The sequence below is a fragment of the Phenylobacterium sp. genome (assembly GCF_030693405.1).
GTDB lineage: Bacteria > Pseudomonadota > Alphaproteobacteria > Caulobacterales > Caulobacteraceae > Phenylobacterium.
In genome coordinates this window covers 105,873-120,689 of the sequence record NZ_JAUYAW010000064.1, presented here as the reverse complement: position 1 = coordinate 120,689, position 14,817 = coordinate 105,873, and the positions used below count along the sequence as shown (strand labels likewise).

At 69.3% G+C, this 14,817-nt stretch carries 15 protein-coding genes; 7 read left to right on the top strand and 8 right to left on the bottom strand.

The features are described 5' to 3' along the window. Positions 1-6 precede the first annotated feature (6 nt). Positions 7-678, bottom strand: coding sequence for a YggS family pyridoxal phosphate-dependent enzyme (locus Q8N19_RS13915; RefSeq protein WP_305591630.1), 672 nt, complete (start codon positions 676-678; stop codon positions 7-9). On the opposite strand from Q8N19_RS13915, the gene Q8N19_RS13910 reads away from it, so the two are divergent. Further along, positions 677-1,300: a thiamine phosphate synthase gene (locus Q8N19_RS13910; protein WP_305591628.1), complete on the top strand. Its 624-nt coding sequence runs from the start codon at positions 677-679 to the stop codon at positions 1,298-1,300. The genes Q8N19_RS13915 and Q8N19_RS13910 overlap by 2 nt on opposite strands. 3 nt (positions 1,301-1,303) lie before the next feature. Here Q8N19_RS13910 and Q8N19_RS13905 read toward each other — a convergent pair whose 3' ends face one another. Beyond that, positions 1,304-1,654: an NtrZ family periplasmic regulatory protein gene (locus Q8N19_RS13905; protein WP_305591627.1), complete on the bottom strand. Its 351-nt coding sequence runs from the start codon at positions 1,652-1,654 to the stop codon at positions 1,304-1,306. Positions 1,655-1,943: 289 nt separating this feature from the next. Between Q8N19_RS13905 and Q8N19_RS13900 the strand changes: the two genes are divergently transcribed. The 4 genes from Q8N19_RS13900 to holA all read left to right on the top strand — a co-directional run bounded on the left by Q8N19_RS13900 (position 1,944) and on the right by holA (position 6,702). Then, the gene (locus tag Q8N19_RS13900; RefSeq protein WP_305591625.1) at positions 1,944-2,420 is read left to right on the top strand and encodes a DUF3576 domain-containing protein; all 477 of its coding nucleotides are present in this window, start codon (positions 1,944-1,946) and stop codon (positions 2,418-2,420) included. Positions 2,421-2,540: 120 nt separating this feature from the next. Then, positions 2,541-5,120 carry a leucine--tRNA ligase gene (gene leuS, locus Q8N19_RS13895; protein WP_305591623.1) on the top strand — a complete coding sequence of 860 codons (2,580 nt, stop codon included), beginning with the start codon at positions 2,541-2,543 and terminating at the stop codon, positions 5,118-5,120. 18 nt (positions 5,121-5,138) lie between these two features. After that, the gene (gene lptE / locus Q8N19_RS13890) at positions 5,139-5,636 is read left to right on the top strand and encodes an LPS assembly lipoprotein LptE (RefSeq protein ID WP_305591622.1); all 498 of its coding nucleotides are present in this window, start codon (positions 5,139-5,141) and stop codon (positions 5,634-5,636) included. A gap of 13 nt (positions 5,637-5,649) precedes the next feature. After that, positions 5,650-6,702, top strand: a complete 1,053-nt coding sequence (gene holA / locus Q8N19_RS13885) for a DNA polymerase III subunit delta (protein WP_305591621.1) — start codon at positions 5,650-5,652, stop codon at positions 6,700-6,702. A gap of 192 nt (positions 6,703-6,894) precedes the next feature. Here holA and Q8N19_RS13880 read toward each other — a convergent pair whose 3' ends face one another. From Q8N19_RS13880 to Q8N19_RS13855, 6 genes are all read right to left on the bottom strand, one after another. Next, positions 6,895-7,815, bottom strand: a complete 921-nt coding sequence (locus Q8N19_RS13880; RefSeq protein ID WP_305591620.1) for a ParB/RepB/Spo0J family partition protein — start codon at positions 7,813-7,815, stop codon at positions 6,895-6,897. Between the two features lie 2 nt (positions 7,816-7,817). After that, positions 7,818-8,678 (bottom strand): ParA family protein, encoded by an 861-nt coding sequence (locus Q8N19_RS13875; RefSeq protein ID WP_305591618.1) that lies wholly within the window; start codon positions 8,676-8,678, stop codon positions 7,818-7,820. Beyond that, the gene (gene rsmG / locus Q8N19_RS13870) at positions 8,662-9,366 is read right to left on the bottom strand and encodes a 16S rRNA (guanine(527)-N(7))-methyltransferase RsmG (protein ID WP_305591616.1); all 705 of its coding nucleotides are present in this window, start codon (positions 9,364-9,366) and stop codon (positions 8,662-8,664) included. The genes Q8N19_RS13875 and rsmG overlap by 17 nt, the downstream gene beginning before the upstream one ends. After that, entirely contained in the window at positions 9,363-11,234 is a 1,872-nt protein-coding gene (gene mnmG, locus Q8N19_RS13865; RefSeq protein WP_305591614.1) for a tRNA uridine-5-carboxymethylaminomethyl(34) synthesis enzyme MnmG, read from the bottom strand. Before mnmG ends, rsmG begins: the two co-directional genes overlap by 4 nt. 213 nt (positions 11,235-11,447) lie before the next feature. Continuing rightward, complete coding sequence (mnmE, locus tag Q8N19_RS13860) at positions 11,448-12,752, bottom strand: tRNA uridine-5-carboxymethylaminomethyl(34) synthesis GTPase MnmE (RefSeq protein WP_305591612.1); 1,305 nt, start codon at positions 12,750-12,752, stop codon at positions 11,448-11,450. Continuing rightward, positions 12,749-13,000, bottom strand: coding sequence for a DUF6489 family protein (locus tag Q8N19_RS13855; RefSeq protein WP_305591610.1), 252 nt, complete (start codon positions 12,998-13,000; stop codon positions 12,749-12,751). The genes mnmE and Q8N19_RS13855 overlap by 4 nt, the downstream gene beginning before the upstream one ends. A 127-nt stretch (positions 13,001-13,127) precedes the next feature. Between Q8N19_RS13855 and Q8N19_RS13850 the strand changes: the two genes are divergently transcribed. Next, on the top strand, positions 13,128-13,826 hold the full coding sequence (locus Q8N19_RS13850; RefSeq protein ID WP_305591609.1) for a dienelactone hydrolase family protein: 699 nt from the start codon (positions 13,128-13,130) through the stop codon (positions 13,824-13,826). Further along, a complete protein-coding gene (locus Q8N19_RS13845; RefSeq protein ID WP_305591607.1) occupies positions 13,826-14,797 on the top strand; it encodes a quinone oxidoreductase in 972 nt (323 codons plus the stop codon). The genes Q8N19_RS13850 and Q8N19_RS13845 overlap by 1 nt, the downstream gene beginning before the upstream one ends. Positions 14,798-14,817 lie beyond the last annotated feature (20 nt).

Genomic DNA, 14,817 nt, shown 5'->3' with positions numbered 1-14,817 from the left:
GCGCCCTCAGGCCGCGCGGGCGCCGAACAGGGCTGAGCCGACCCGCACGCTGGTCGCCCCAAACCGCACGGCGGTCTCGTAATCGCCGCTCATGCCCATGGAGAGCTTCGAGAGGCCGTTGCGGGCGGCGATCTTGCCCAGGAGGGCGAAGTGCGGCCCGGCGGGCTCCTCGGCCGGCGGAATACACATCAAGCCCTCGATCTCCAGACCATGGGCCTCCCGGCACCGGGCGATGAAGGCGTCGGCCTCGGCGGGGGAGACCCCGGCCTTCTGCGGCTCCTCGCCGGTATTGACCTGAACATAGAGGCGCACCGCCCTGCCCTGGCGCGCCATCTCCTCGGCCAGGGCCTTGGCCAGCCGCTCCCGGTCCAGGGTCTCGATGACGTCGAACAGGGCCACAGCCTCGCGGGCCTTGTTGGTCTGCAAGGGGCCGATGAGGCGAAGCTCCAGCCCCTCGCGGCGGTCGGCCCATCGGGTCTGGGCTTCCTGCACCCGGTTTTCGCCAAAGATCGTCTGGCCAGCGGCCAGCACCTGGGCCACAGGGTCCCAGGGCTGTTGCTTGGACACCGCCACCAGGGTCACATCGGCGGGGTCCCGGCCGCTGGCGCGGGCGGCCTGGGCGACCCTGTCCAGCACCTGGGCGCGGGCGGCGGCGGAATCGAAGGGGGCGTCGGACATGGGGGCTGATTTCGACTTCTGGGACCTGCGGCGGACCGCATGGTCCTTAAGCCGCCGCGCAGGCGCACAAAAGCCCCTGCCGCCCCTGCTGCTGTTCACCGATCCGTCGAGGACCCCTGATCCCGTCGCCGCAGCGCGGTCCCTGCCGGCGGGGTCCGCCGTCGTCTACCGGGCCTTTGGCGCGGCCGACAGCCTGCGGGTCGCACGCGCCCTGCGGCAGGTCACCCGCCGTCTCGGCGTCGGCCTGCTGATCGGCGCAGATCCCGCCCTGGCCCGCGATTGCGCCGCCGACGGGGTTCACCTGCCCGAGCGGAGGGCCCACCTGGCGGGCCGGCTGAGGCGGGCCCATCCCGACTGGCTGATCACCGCGGCGGCCCACAGCCTGCCCGCGGCCCGCCGGGGCCTGGCCTTCGGGGCCGACGCCGTGGTCGTCTCGGCGGTGTTTCCCAGCCGCAGCCCCAGCGCCGGAGCGCCGCTCGGGCCCATGCGGCTGGCGGCCTTGACCCGAGCCGCCGGGGGGCCTGTCTTCGCGCTCGGGGGGATCAATACGAAAAACGCCCGGCGGCTGCTGGCCTCGGGCGTGGTGGGTCTGGCGGCGGTGGAGGGGCTTTCGCCCAGATAGGCCCTAGAACTTCAGCGCGGTCTCGAGGCGCACCCTCGGGGTGGCGTCGGTGGGCTGGGTCTTCTTGAAGGCCGGCTCTTCCTTCTCCGCCAGGGCGACCGCGCCGCCGACCCGCAGGCTGGGGGTCACGCTATAGAAGGCGCCCGCCTCGACGTCGTTGAGCTGAACATCACGGCCGCTGGGCTGGTCGAGATTGAGCGACACCCCCCAACGTCCGTTCTGAAGACCCCACTTCAGGGTCTTTCCCCCCTGAGGCAGGGTCTCGCTGCGGACGGTGAAATCCAGGCCCTTGGCCCGCTCGGTCTGGGCGTGCGCCGCCGTCGACCCAAGCAGGGTCGCGATGGTCGCGCTCAAAACCAAGGTCCGAATGGACATTTTCACCGTCTAAGGGCCCCCTGCGCCCCGCAGACCACGTCCGGATAGTCCGTGCGCGGTCGTCCCCCCGATTAGAAGCCCCTGGCCGGGCGGGTCAACCGACCTTGGCGGGAGTCTCGCCTCTGTGGACAAGATGGCCCGTTCATGTGGCGCCGAGGCCACGCGATTCCTGTTTGGCGCCTGCAATCGGGTTGTTATAGAGGGCGCCGGCGCGGGGCGGCGCCGCGGCGCGACCACGACGCGGAAAACACTACTGGAGACGGATAACATGCCGTTTGTGCGCGGAGCTCGGATCTCCAAGATTTCGGTCGGCGTCCTGGCCCTCTGCCTGGTTTCCGTTTCGGCCTGCGCCTCCCGCGGGGACGGCGAGCGTCGGGGCCTGTTTGGCCGGGGCGAGCCGGCGGCCGCCCAGACCGCGGCCATCTCCGTCAACGGCTATCTGTGGCGCGCCACCCTCGACACCCTGGCCTTCATGCCGCTGGTGTCGGCCGACCCCTATGGCGGCATCGTCATCACCGACTGGTATTCTACACCCGAGGCGCCCAATGAGCGCTTCAAGGCCACGGTCTATATTCTGGACTCCCGCCTGCGGGCAGACGGCCTGAACGTCGCCCTGTTCAAGCAGGTCCGCGGCGCCGACGGTCAGTGGGCCGATGCTCCGCCCTCGGCCCAGACCGAGGTCGATCTGGAGAACGCCATCCTGACCCGGGCCCGCCAGCTTCGACTTTCGAACATCCGGGGCTGACGCCCCGGGGCGCGTTCAGCCTGCCCGATCGAACGCGCCGCCCATGCCGTGGCCGGCGCGCCCCTCAAGCTCGCCGGTCTTCGTTCCCTGAACCGAACCAGATCGTGAAGGCTGCCTGAGATGGCGCGCTACAATCCCAAGGACGTCGAGCCCAAGTGGCGTCAGGCCTGGACCGACGCCGAGGTCTTCAAGGCTCACATCAAGCCCGACCAGCCGAAATACTATGTGCTGGAGATGTTCCCCTACCCCTCGGGGCGGCTGCACATGGGCCATGTGCGCAACTATGCCCTCGGCGATGTGGTGGCGCGGTTCAAGCGGGCCCGCGGCTTCAATGTGCTGCATCCCATGGGCTGGGACGCCTTCGGCCTGCCGGCTGAGAACGCCGCCATGGAGCGGGGCGTCGATCCCCGGGCCTGGACCTATGACAATATCGCCCGGATGCGGGACGAGCTGAAGCAGCTGGGCCTGTCCATCGACTGGAGCCGGGAATTCGCCACCTGCGACGTGGAATATTACGGCAAGCAGCAGGCCTGGTTCCTGGACCTGTACAAGGCCGGCCTCGTCTATCGCCGCGAGGGCGTGGTCAACTGGGACCCGGTGGACCAGACGGTTCTGGCCAATGAACAGGTGGTGGACGGCCGTGGCTGGCGCTCCGGCGCCCTGGTGGAGAAGCGCAAGCTGAACCAGTGGTTCCTGCGCATCACCGACTATGCCGACGACCTGATTGAAGGCCTGAAAACCCTGGACCGCTGGCCCGACAAGGTCCGGCTGATGCAGGAGAACTGGATCGGCCGCTCCAAGGGCCTGAAGTTCGCCTTCCCCTGGGCGGGTGCGGCCCCGGCCGGCTTCGAGGACGGCCTGAAGGTCTACACCACGAGGCCCGACACCCTGTTTGGGGCGAGCTTTGTGGGCGTCGCCCCCGACCACCCGCTCGCCGAGCAGCTGGCCGCCGCCGATCCCAAGGTGGCCGCCTTCATCGCCGACTGCCGCAAGGGCGGGGCCAGCGCCGCCGAGATCGAGACCGCCGAGAAGATTGGCTTCGACACCGGTCTCACCGTGGCCCACCCCTTCGATCCCAACTGGAAGCTGCCGGTCTGGATCGCCAACTTCATCCTGATGGACTACGGCACGGGCGCCATCTTCGCCTGCCCGGCCCACGACCAGCGCGACCTGGACTTCGCCCGCAAGTACGACCTGCCGGTCAAGCCCGTGGTCCTTCTGCCGGGCGAGGCGCCTGATCAGGTCATTGTGGGCGCCGAGGCCTATACCGGGCCGGGCGTCATCTTCAATTCCAGCTTCCTGGACGGCCTGGACATCGAGGCCGCCAAGGCCGCGGCCATCGCCCGCATCGAGGAGCTGGGCCTGGGCGAAGGCGCCACCGTCTATCGCCTGCGCGACTGGGGCGTGGCCCGCCAGCGGGGCTGGGGCTGCCCGGTGCCGGTGATCCATTGCGCCAAGTGCGGCGTAGTCCCTGTGCCCAAGGACCAGCTGCCCGTCGCCCTGCCCGACGACCTGGAGTTCGGCAAGCCGGGCAATGCGCTGGACCGCCACCCGACCTGGAAGCACGTGGCCTGCCCCACCTGCGGCGGCGAGGCCCGGCGTGAGACCGATACGCTGGACACCTTCGTCGACTCCTCCTGGTACTTCGCCCGCTTCACCGATCCCGACGCCGATGAGGCGATCAACAAGGCCGCCGCCGACTACTGGCTGCCGGTGGACCAGTATGTGGGCGGCATCGAGCATGCGGTGCTGCACCTGCTCTATGCCCGCTTCGTCACCCGGGCCCTGGCCGACCAGGGGCTGCTGTCGGTGAAGGAGCCGTTCGCGGGCCTCTTCACCCAGGGCATGGTCACTCACGAGACCTATCGTCGCCAGTCCGGCGAATGGCTGGAGCCGGCGGCCGTGGAGATCGAGGCCAGCGGAAACACCCGCCGGGCGGTCCTGATCGAGACCGGCGAACAGGTGACGATCGGCGACGTCGAGAAGATGTCGAAGTCCAAGAAGAACACCGTGGCGCCCGAGGAGATCTTCGAGGTCTATGGCGTGGACGCCGCGCGCCTGTTTGTCCTGTCCGACAGCCCGCCGGAGCGCGACACCCAGTGGTCCAATTCCGGCGTCGAGGGCGCCTGGCGCTTCGTCAACCGGGTCTGGGCCGAGTTCGAGAGCCAGCCGGCGACCACGCCGGCCGCCGAGCCCGACGAGGCGGCCAGGGCTTTGACCCGGGCCAGCCACCGGCTGATCAAGACCATGACCGAGGCCGTCGACGACTTCCGGTTTAATTCCGGCATCGCGCGTCTGTACGAATTCCTCAATGTTCTCAAGGCTCACCCAGCCCAGGGGGCGAGTCCGGCGGTGCTGGCCGCGCGGCAGGAGGCCCTGTCGGTCTTCGCCCGGCTGGTGGCGCCCTTCACGCCCCACCTGGCCGAGGAATGCTGGGCGGCGATCGGCGGTCAGGGTCTGGTGGCTGTCGCGCCCTGGCCGGACTATGATCGCGCCCTGGCCGAGGATGCGGTGAAGGTCCTGCCGGTCCAGGTGAACGGCAAGCGGCGCGGCGAGATCAGCGCCCCGGCTGGCGCCGAGCCCGCCGACGTGGAGAAGATGGTGCTTGAAGACCCTGAGATCGCCCGGCGCCTGGAAGGCCTGACCATCCGCAAGGTGATTGTGGTCAAGGACCGGATCGTCAACATCGTGGCCAGCTAGACTTGGAATGTGATGACCATGTCCTCCCGTCTCGCCTCAGTCCTGGTCCTGGCCTGCGTCGCCCTGAGCCTTGGCGCCTGCGGTTTTCGACCCCTCTACGCCCAGCCGGGGGTGACGCCGGGCCTGTCGGCCGTCCAGGTCGCCGCCCCTGACGGGCGGGCGGGCTATCTGCTGGGCGAGGCGCTTGGCGACGCCCTTGCGACCGGAGCAGGGACGCCAGCCTGGCGTCTGGACCTCGACCTGTCGGAGCAGCGTTTCCCCCGGGGTCTGCGGGTGGACAATGTCGCGACCCGCTACGAATACGTGCTGACCGCGGCCTACACCCTGCGCGCGGCCGCCACCGGTGAGCCGGCCAAGGTGGGTACGGTGAGGGTGGAGCTGACCTACGACTCCGCCGACCAGCCCTATGCCTCGGTGGCCGCCCAGCAGGACGCCCAGGAGCGGGCCGCCATTGAGGCCGCCCGTCGCATCCAGCTGGAGCTGGCCGCGTGGTTCGCCGAACAGGGCCAGAATTGAGGCGCTGGCCGGCATGATCCTCAGCCGCCGGCCCGATATCGAGCGCTTTCTGGCGCGTCCTGACCCGGGCATCCGCGGGGCGCTGATCTATGGCCGCGACATTGGCGTCGTCCGCGAGCGGGCCAACCAGCTGGCCGCCAAGGCCGTCGCCAATCCGGACGACCCCTTCGACGTGGCCCTGCTCACCGATGGCGACATCGACGGGGACGCTGGCCGGCTGGACAATGAGCTCGCCTCCCAGTCCCTGATGGGGGGACGGCGCCTGGTGCGGCTCAAGCTCTCCAGCGAGAAGGCCAGCCTCGACAAGATGACCGCCGAGGCCGTGAAGGGCCACGACGAGGGCGCCTTCAATCCTGAGGCCTTCTTCCTCATTGAGGCCGGCAATCTGGGGCGGGATTCGACCCTCCGGAAGATCGCCGAAAAGGCGGCCGGCATCGCCGTCATCCCCTGCTACGAGGACGAGCCCGGGGACATGGCCCGCCTGGTGCGCGAGGCCCTGAACGCCGAAGGGGTGGGGCTGAACGCCGACGCCTTGGGCCTGTTCGTCGCCCGCCTGCCCAAGGACCGCGGCGTGGCCCGCCAGGAGATCGAACGGCTGATCCTCTATCTCGGCCCCCGCAGCGGGATCACCGCCGGGCCCAAGGATCTCGAGGACTTCTTAGGCGTCGAGCCTGAGGCCTCCCTGGCCGACGCCGCCTCCGACGCCTTTGGCGGCCGCATCGCCGAGGCCCAGAGCGGCCTGCGACGGGCTGCGGCCGAGGGCGAGGCCGGCCCCGCCGCCGTCCGGGCGATCAGCCAGCATCTGGCCAAGCTGCGCCGCACGCTCACCCTGGTGAAGAGCGGGGCCGGGCTTCCCGAGGCCGCCAAGGCGTCGGGGGTGTTCTGGAAGAATGAGCGAGAGTTTCTGCGTCAGGCCCGCGCCTGGAGCCTGGAGACCCTGGACGCAGTCCAGCCAGAGGTCCTGGCCGCCGACCGCGCCTGCAAGACCACCGGCAGCCCCGATCGCCTGATCGCCGAACGCCTGGCCCTGACCATCGCCGCCCGCGCCCGTCGAATGGGGCTGTAGGGTCCACGCGCCCTCGCCTCGCCCTGTCGTCACCCTCGGGCTCGTCCCGAGGGTCCCTGTCGGGGGCAGGCGCAAGCGTCGAGAGGGACCCTGGGCACAGGGCCCAGGGTGACGGCGTTGGGGTGAGGGCCTGGTGACCGCCGCCCCGCGCACCGCAGACGCAGGGAGCGAAGGCGTTTCGCGCCCCCGGAATCACCCCGTGCGGGACAGTCTCCGGCAAAGGTCGTCTAGCTGTTCGAGGGTCTTGTAGCTGATCTTCAGCTCGCCAGCGCCGCCGCGGTCGGCGATCTGGACGGACAGGCCCAGCACCTCGGCCAGGTCGTTTTCCAGGGCCAGCGTATCGGTGTCCTTGTCAGCGCCTGAGCCGCCGCCGCGACTGGCGCCGCCGCGAGCCGCAGGGGCTGCGCCCTTGCGCACCAGGGCCTCGGTGTCGCGCACCGACAGGCCCTTGGCCATGACCTGGTCGGCCAGGGCCTCGGGGTTTTCCGCCGTGATCAGGGCCCGGGCGTGGCCGGCCGAGAGCTTGCCCTCCACCACCAGGTTCTGAACCGAACCTGGTAGGGTCAGCAGGCGCAGCATGTTGGCCACGTGGCTGCGGCTCTTGCCGACCACCTGGGCCACCAGTTCCTGGGTGCGGCCGAACCGGGCGATCAACACCTCATAGCCGCGGGCCTCTTCGATGGCGCTGAGATCGGCCCGCTGGACGTTTTCGACGATGGCGATTTCCATCACCTGCAGATCGTCCAGCTCGCGGACCACGGCGGGCACGGTGTGCAGGCCGACCCTCTGGCTGGCCCGCCAGCGGCGCTCGCCGGCGACGATCTCGAACCGGCCATTGGGCAGCGGGCGCACTAGGATTGGCTGCAGCACGCCGCGCTCGCGGATGGAGTTGGTCAGCTCCTCCATGTCCTCGTCATGGAATACCGACCGCGGCTGGGCCGCGTTGGGATCGATCAGGTCGATGGGCAGGTCGCGCATGGGCGACAGCGCCCTGACCGGACCCGCCGCCTCGGCGGCCTCGGCGGCGGCCGCCGCATCGGCGATGGTCTCATCCTCGGCCTCGCCCAGCAGGGCCGACAGACCCCGGCCCAGACCCCTGCGGTTTTCCGCCATGTTCAGACTTCCTGCTTGCTGGCCGCGGCCTTGCGGCGCTGGCGCTCGCGGACCACGACCTCGCGGGCGAGCTTCAGATAGGCCTGGCTGCCGGCGCATTTCAGGTCATAGACCAGCACCGGCTTGCCGAAGGACGGCGCCTCGGAGACCCGCACATTGCGCGGAATGACCGTCTCATAGACCGTCTTGCCGAAGTGGCCGCGGACATCGCTGGCCACCTGTTCCGACAGGCTGTTGCGCTTGTCGTACATGGTCAGCACCACGCCTTGGATCTCCAGGGCCGGGTTCAGGCTGCCCCGCACCAGCTCGACGGTGCGCATCAGCTGGGTCAGGCCCTCGAGGGCGAAGAACTCGCACTGCAGGGGCACCAGGACCGCGTCGGCGGCGGTCATGGCGTTGACGGTCAGCAGGTTCAGCGACGGCGGGCAGTCGATCAGCACATAGGTGAAGTCCCCTTCCCGCCGGATCTGGTCCAGGGCGTCCCGCAGCTTGAAGGACCGCCGGCTCTGATTGCCCAGTTCCAGCTCGACGCCCGACAGGTCCGGATCGGCCGGGATCAGGAACAGGCCCGGCAGGTCGGTGGCCACCACCGCCTCGGTGGCGGGCTTCTCCCCCATCAGCACATCATAGAGGGTCGTCTTGCGCCTGGCCCGGGCGACGCCCAGGCCGGTAGACGCATTGCCCTGCGGGTCGGAGTCGATTAGCAGCACCTTCTCGCCGACAGCGGCCAGCGCCGTGCCGAGATTGATCGCCGTGGTGGTCTTGCCCACCCCGCCCTTCTGGTTGGCGATCACCAGGACGCGGGCGCGGCTCGCAGGCGCGGCGGCGGGCCGGGCGTCCTGGACCTCAGCTTCGGCGGGCATGGATCTTGTTCCTCAGGCGAACGATACGACCCCGGGGGTCGCTGGTGCTGGGCAGAAGTTCGGCCTCGAACCGCCAGGCGTCCCGAGCCGCCTCGATCTCGGCGGCCACATCCTGGCCCTTCAGGAAAAGGGCCTGGTTGGTTCCGGTCAGCCAAGGCTTGGCATAGCCCAGCAGGCGGGTCATCGGGGCGCAAGCCCGGGCCGTCACGATATCCACATCCCGCGACAGGTTTTCCGCACGGTCGTTGTGAATCACCGCCGGCAGATCGAGAGCCTCGACCACCGCATCCAGGAAGCGGCAGCGCTTGGCCATGCTCTCCACCAGGTGAACCTCGAACCCCTCGCGGCCCTTGCCCAGTATCGCCAGCACGAGTCCGGGCAGGCCGGCCCCGGCGCCCAGATCAGCCCAGGTCAGGGCCTGCGGCGCCAAAGAAATGAGCTGGGCGGAGTCCCAGGCGTGTCTTCCCCAGAAGTCGGGCAAGGTCGCCGGGCCGACCAGATTCATCCTTTGATTCCAGTCAGTTAGAAGGTCGCGATAGGCCCTGAGGGCCTCGATCTGAGCTGGCGAAGCCCCGCTCAGCCGCACAAATTCCGCCTCGTCGATGTGGGGTACGGCGCTGTGCGCCACAGGGCCGATTTTTTCGAGGCTGTTTTCGGCGTTTTCGGCGACCGTTGGTGTCGAACTCATGCCGCCACCTTGCGGCGGACGTGAGCCAGCAGAGCGGTGAGCGCGCCGGGCGTCACGCCTTCAATCCGGGCAGCCTGGCCCAGGGTCAACGGACGGATGGCGGCGAGCTTTTCACGCACCTCGTTGGAGAGGCCGCCGACGGCGCCATAGTCCAACTCAGGCGGCAGGCGCAGATCTTCGTCCCGTCGGAAGGCGGCGACGTCGGCGGCCTGGCGATCCAGATAGCCGGCATAGCTGGCGTCGATCTCCAACTGCTCGCGAATTTCGGGCGCCCAGCTATTCAGCTCCGGCCAGATGACGGTGAGGTCTTCAAAGCTGATGGTCGGATAGGCCAACAGCTCGACCACATTTCGCACCACCCCGTCAGCCTTGACCGGCAGACCGGCCTGGGCCGCCTTGGCCGGCGACAAGGTCAGGCGGGCGGCGGTCGCCCGCGCCTCATCCAGCGCCACAGCCTTGGCGCCGAAGGCGCCGGCCCGTTGCGTCCCCACCACGCCGAGCTCAACACCCTTGGCGGTGAGCCGCTGGTCGGCGTTGTCGGCCCGCAGGATCAGGCGGAACTCCGCCCGGCTGGTGAACATGCGGTAGGGCTCGGTCACACCGCGGGTGACCAGGTCGTCGATCAACACGCCGATATAGGCCTCGTCCCGGGCGAACACATGCCCCTCGCCGCCACCGGCCGAGCGGGCGGCGTTGAGCCCGGCCACCAGCCCCTGCGCGCCGGCCTCTTCATAACCCGTGGTGCCGTTGATCTGGCCGGCCAGATAGAGGCCGGGCAGCCGCTTAACCTCCAGGGTGGGATAGAGCTCCCGGGGATCCACATAGTCATACTCGATGGCGTAGCCATACCGGCGCACCTGGACCCGCTCGAGGCCGGGAATGGTGCGGAGGAAGAGGTCCTGGGTCTCTTCCGAGACCGAGGTCGAGATGCCGTTGGGATAGACGGTGTCGTCGTCCAGGCCTTCCGGCTCCAGGAAGATCTGGTGGCTGGTCTTGTCGGCGAAGCGGACCACCTTGTCCTCGATCGAGGGGCAGTAGCGCGGCCCGCGGCCGCTGATCCGCCCGCCATAGACGGCCGATTCCGACAGGCGCTCGGCGATGATCCTGTGCGTGGCCTCGGTCGTATGGGTGATGCCGCAGGCGATCTGCGGGGTGGTGATGGCCGAGGTCAGGAAGGAGAAGGGAACGGGCTCAGCGTCGGCCTGCTGCATCTCCAGCCGGTCCCAGGCGATGGTGGTCCCATCCAGCCGCGCCGGCGTGCCGGTCTTCAGCCGGCCCATGGCCAGGCCGCCGTCATAGAGCCGGTCAGCCAGGCCGATGGCCGGAGCCTCGCCCGCCCGGCCCGCCGGAATGCGCCGGTCGCCCAGATGGATGAGACCCTTGAGGAAGGTGCCTGTGGTCAGCACCACCCGGCCTGCGGCATAGACCTGGGCCGAGGCGCCCACGACGCCGGTGACCCGGCCAGCTTCCACCACCAGGTCTTCCACCGCTTCGGCGATGAGGGTCAGGTTGGGGGTCGCCGCCAGCTCAGCCTGCATGGCCTGGCGGTAGAGCTTGCGATCGATCTGCGCCCGCGGGCCGCGCACGGCGGCGCCCTTGGAGCGGTTCAGCAGCCGGAACTGGATGCCGGCCTGGTCGGCCATGCGCCCCATCACCCCGTCCAGGGCGTCGATCTCGCGGACCAGATGCCCCTTGCCCAGACCGCCAATGGCCGGGTTGCAGGACATCTCGCCGATGGTCTCCAGCTTGTGGGTCAGCAACAGGGTCCGGGCGCCCACGCGCGCCGCCGCCGTCGCGGCCTCGCAGCCGGCATGACCGCCGCCGATGACGATCACGTCCCAGGTTGAGGATGCAGGGTTGGAGGTCACGCTGTCGCCTTGAAGCAGGACGCCCCCGCGCAGGCGGGGGCGAGCGGCTTCTATATAGGCGATGGCGGGGCAAAGGTCGACGGGCCGTCGCCGTCGCATTCCCCTCACGCGCGACAAGAAGCGCGGCCACACCGGGTCGTGCCGCCGCCCGTGCGGGCCTGTTTCACGTGGAACACGTGGTCAAGCTTCAGCATGACCGTTTCACGTGAAACATCACTTGCCGATGCAGAAGCTGGCGAAGACTCGATCGAGCACGTCCTCAGAGCCGATACGTCCTGTGATCCGGTCCAGGGCGCGAGCGGCCAGCCGAACATCCTCCGCGGCCAGTTCCGGCTCGATCTCCGCACCAGCGGCCCGCTCCAGCCGTGCGACGGCCTCGGTCAGCAGCTCCCGATGTCGAAGACGGGTCGCCGCTGGAGGCTCCGCGCCCCCAAGCGCGGCGCTGACCCGGGCGGCCAGGGCCTCTTCGAGCCAAGCCAGGTCTTCCGGCAGACGGGCGCTGAACGACCGCCCCTGCCCTGACGCCGTCAGATTGACCAGATCTCGCTTGGTGACCAGCACCAGATCCTCCCCAGCGGCGATCCCGGGCAGCGGGTCGTTGACCTCCACCGTCCCGTCCCTCAGCCAGATGCGCAGATCAGCCTCAGCGCCCCACGCCTGCGCCCGGCGCACGCCTTCGGCCTCGATTTCATCGGCGGTCTCCCGTAGCCCGGCGGTGTCGGCGAGGATCACCTTGTAGCCGGCGAGCACGAGAGGGACCTCGATGATGTCCCGGGTGGTCCCGGCCGTGGCGGTGACAATGGCCGCCTCCCGGCGGGCCAGGGCGTTTAGCAGGGTGCTCTTGCCGGCGTTGGGCGTCCCCATCAGGGCGATCCGGTAGCCTGAGCGGACCCGCTCGCCCCGCTCGGTCTCCGCGGCGGCCGCGCGCAGCTCGGCGATCAGGGACGAGAGAATGGGCGCCGCCCGCCGGGCCACGTCGGCCGGAATCTCTTCGTCGGGAAAGTCCACGGCGGCCTCGAACACCGCCAGGGCCTCGATCAGGGCGTCTCGCCACCGGGCCTGGGCGCCGCTCAGCCGTCCGCCCACCTGGTCCAGGGCCTGGCGGCGCTGAGCCTCGGTTTCCGCCTCGATCAGGTCGGCGACCCCCTCGGCCTGGGCCAGGTCCAGCCGGCCGTTCTCGAAGGCCCGGCGGGTGAACTCCCCCGGCTCAGCCAGCCGCAGGCCAAGGGCGCTGAGGGCGTCCAGCACCCCCGCCACCACGGCCGGTCCCCCATGCAGGTGAAGCTCGACACTGTCTTCGCCGGTATAGCTGGCGGGGCCAGGCAGCCAGAGCACCAGCGCCTCGTCCAGCAAGGCCCCGGCGCCGTCTCGCAGCCGGCGCAGCGAGGCCCGGCGCGGCTTGGGCAGGCGGCCAGAAAGCCGCCGGAGCGCATCGCCCGCCGCCGGTCCCGAAAGCCGCACCACAGCCACCGCCGCTCGCCCCGGCGCCGTGGCCGGGGCAAAAATCGTGTCGGTCATTTGGGCCGGGAGCCGCCCATGGCGCCCTCAGCGGCCGCCGTCATCAGCTTGCGAAACTGCTCCTGCGCCCCGACCCCGAAAGCGGTCCAGGCCTTCACCAGCTCGTCCGGCGAGGCCATGGCCATATTGGCCTCGAGCCTCGACTGCATCTCCTTCACCAGCCGGTCGTTGAGATCGGTGACATCGGGCAGGCCGAGAAAGGCCCGGGCTTCGGCCGGCGTGCAGTCGACTTCGACGGTCATCTTCATGGGAGTCTCCCTGCCCGCTGCCGGGCGTTGTGGCGACATTGTTGCCTGGGCTTGTTAGGTTCGGCGCCCAGGGTTCGGCTCGCCGCATCCTGACCCTATATGCCGATGAAACCAACGGGAGCAGATCATGGCCGGGCAAACCCTAGAGATTCAGACACCGGACGGCGCCTTCTCGGCCTATGTGGCCAGGCCAGCCCAAATGCCTGCGCCCGCCGTCGTGGTGATCCAGGAGATCTTCGGCGTCAACCAGGTGATGCGCGACATCTGCGACGACTACGCCGCCCAGGGCTATCTCGCCATCAGCCCCGACCTGTTCTGGCGGATTGAGCCGGGCGTCGACATCACCGACCAGTCGGAGGCCGAGTGGAAGAAGGCCTTTGAGCTGATGAACGCCTTTGATCCCGACCAGGGGGTCCGCGACATCCGCGCGGTGATCGACACCATCCGCAGCCACGCCGACTGCAGCGGCAAGGTTGGCGCCGTGGGCTTCTGCCTGGGGGGTCTCCTGGCCTTCCTCACCGCGACCCGCACCGACGCTGACGCCAGTGTCTCCTACTATGGCGTGGGCATCGAGCAGCGCACCGGCGAGGCCGAGCGGCTGGCCAACCCCCTGATGATGCACATCGCCGAGGAAGACCAGTTTGTCCCCAAGACCGCCCAGGAGCTGATCCTCGGCGCCCTGAAGAACCACCCGCAGGTGCAGATCCACACCTACGCCGGCCGCGATCACGCCTTCGCCCGCAAGGGGGGCGAGCACTATGACGCCGCCGATGCGCAGACGGCCAATGAGCGGACGATGGCCTTCTTCAAAGCGAACCTCGCCTGATGCGCGCTATCCGCATCAGCCGCACGGGCGGCCCTGAGGTTCTGGAGACCGTCGAGATCGAGATCCCTCGTCCGGGTCCCGGCGAAGTTCTGATCCGCAACCAGGCCATCGGTCTCAACTTCATCGACACCTATCACCGCACCGGCCTCTATCCGGTGAAGCTGCCGTCTGGCCTGGGCATGGAGGGCGCGGGCGAGGTCCTTGAGGTCGGTGACGGGGTCACCCGCTTTAGCCCCGGAGACCTGGCTGTCTATGCCTCTGGTCCGATCGGGGCCTATGCCGAACAGCATGTGGTCAAGGCCGACCGGGCTGTGAAGCCCCCGGCCGGAATCACGGCTGAGGTCGGCGCGGCCGCCCTGCTCAAGGGCATGACGGCGGAATTCCTGCTGAGACGGTGTTTTCCGGTGCAGCCGGCCCAGACCATCCTGGTCCATGCGGCCGCTGGCGGCGTCGGCTCGATCCTCGTCCAGTGGGCCAAGGCCCTGGGGGCTGAGGTCATCGCCACCGTAGGCTCTGAGGACAAGGCCGCCCGGGCCCGCAGCCTCGGGGCCGACCACACCATCCTCTATCGCGATCAAGACGTGGCCGAAGAGGTGCGGCAGATCACCGGTGGAGCCGGCGTGCCCGTGGTTTATGATTCCGTCGGCGCGGCCACCTTCGAGGCCAGCCTGAAGAGCCTCGCCCGCCGCGGCCTGCTGGTTTCCTATGGCAACGCCTCGGGGCCTGCGCCGGCCATCCTGCCGGCCCGCCTGTCGCAGCTGGGCTCGATCTTCCTCACCCGGCCGACCCTGTTCGATTATGTGGCCACCACACAGGAACTGGACGCCAGCGCCGCGGCCCTGTTCGAGGTCATCGCCAAGGGCCAGGTTCGCATCGACATCGGCCAGACCTTCCCCCTGGCGGAGGCCCGCGCGGCGCATGAGGCGATGGAAGGTCGCGAGACCATCGGCGCCTCCCTGCTCATCCCTTAAGCCCTGCTTCAAAGGACCCA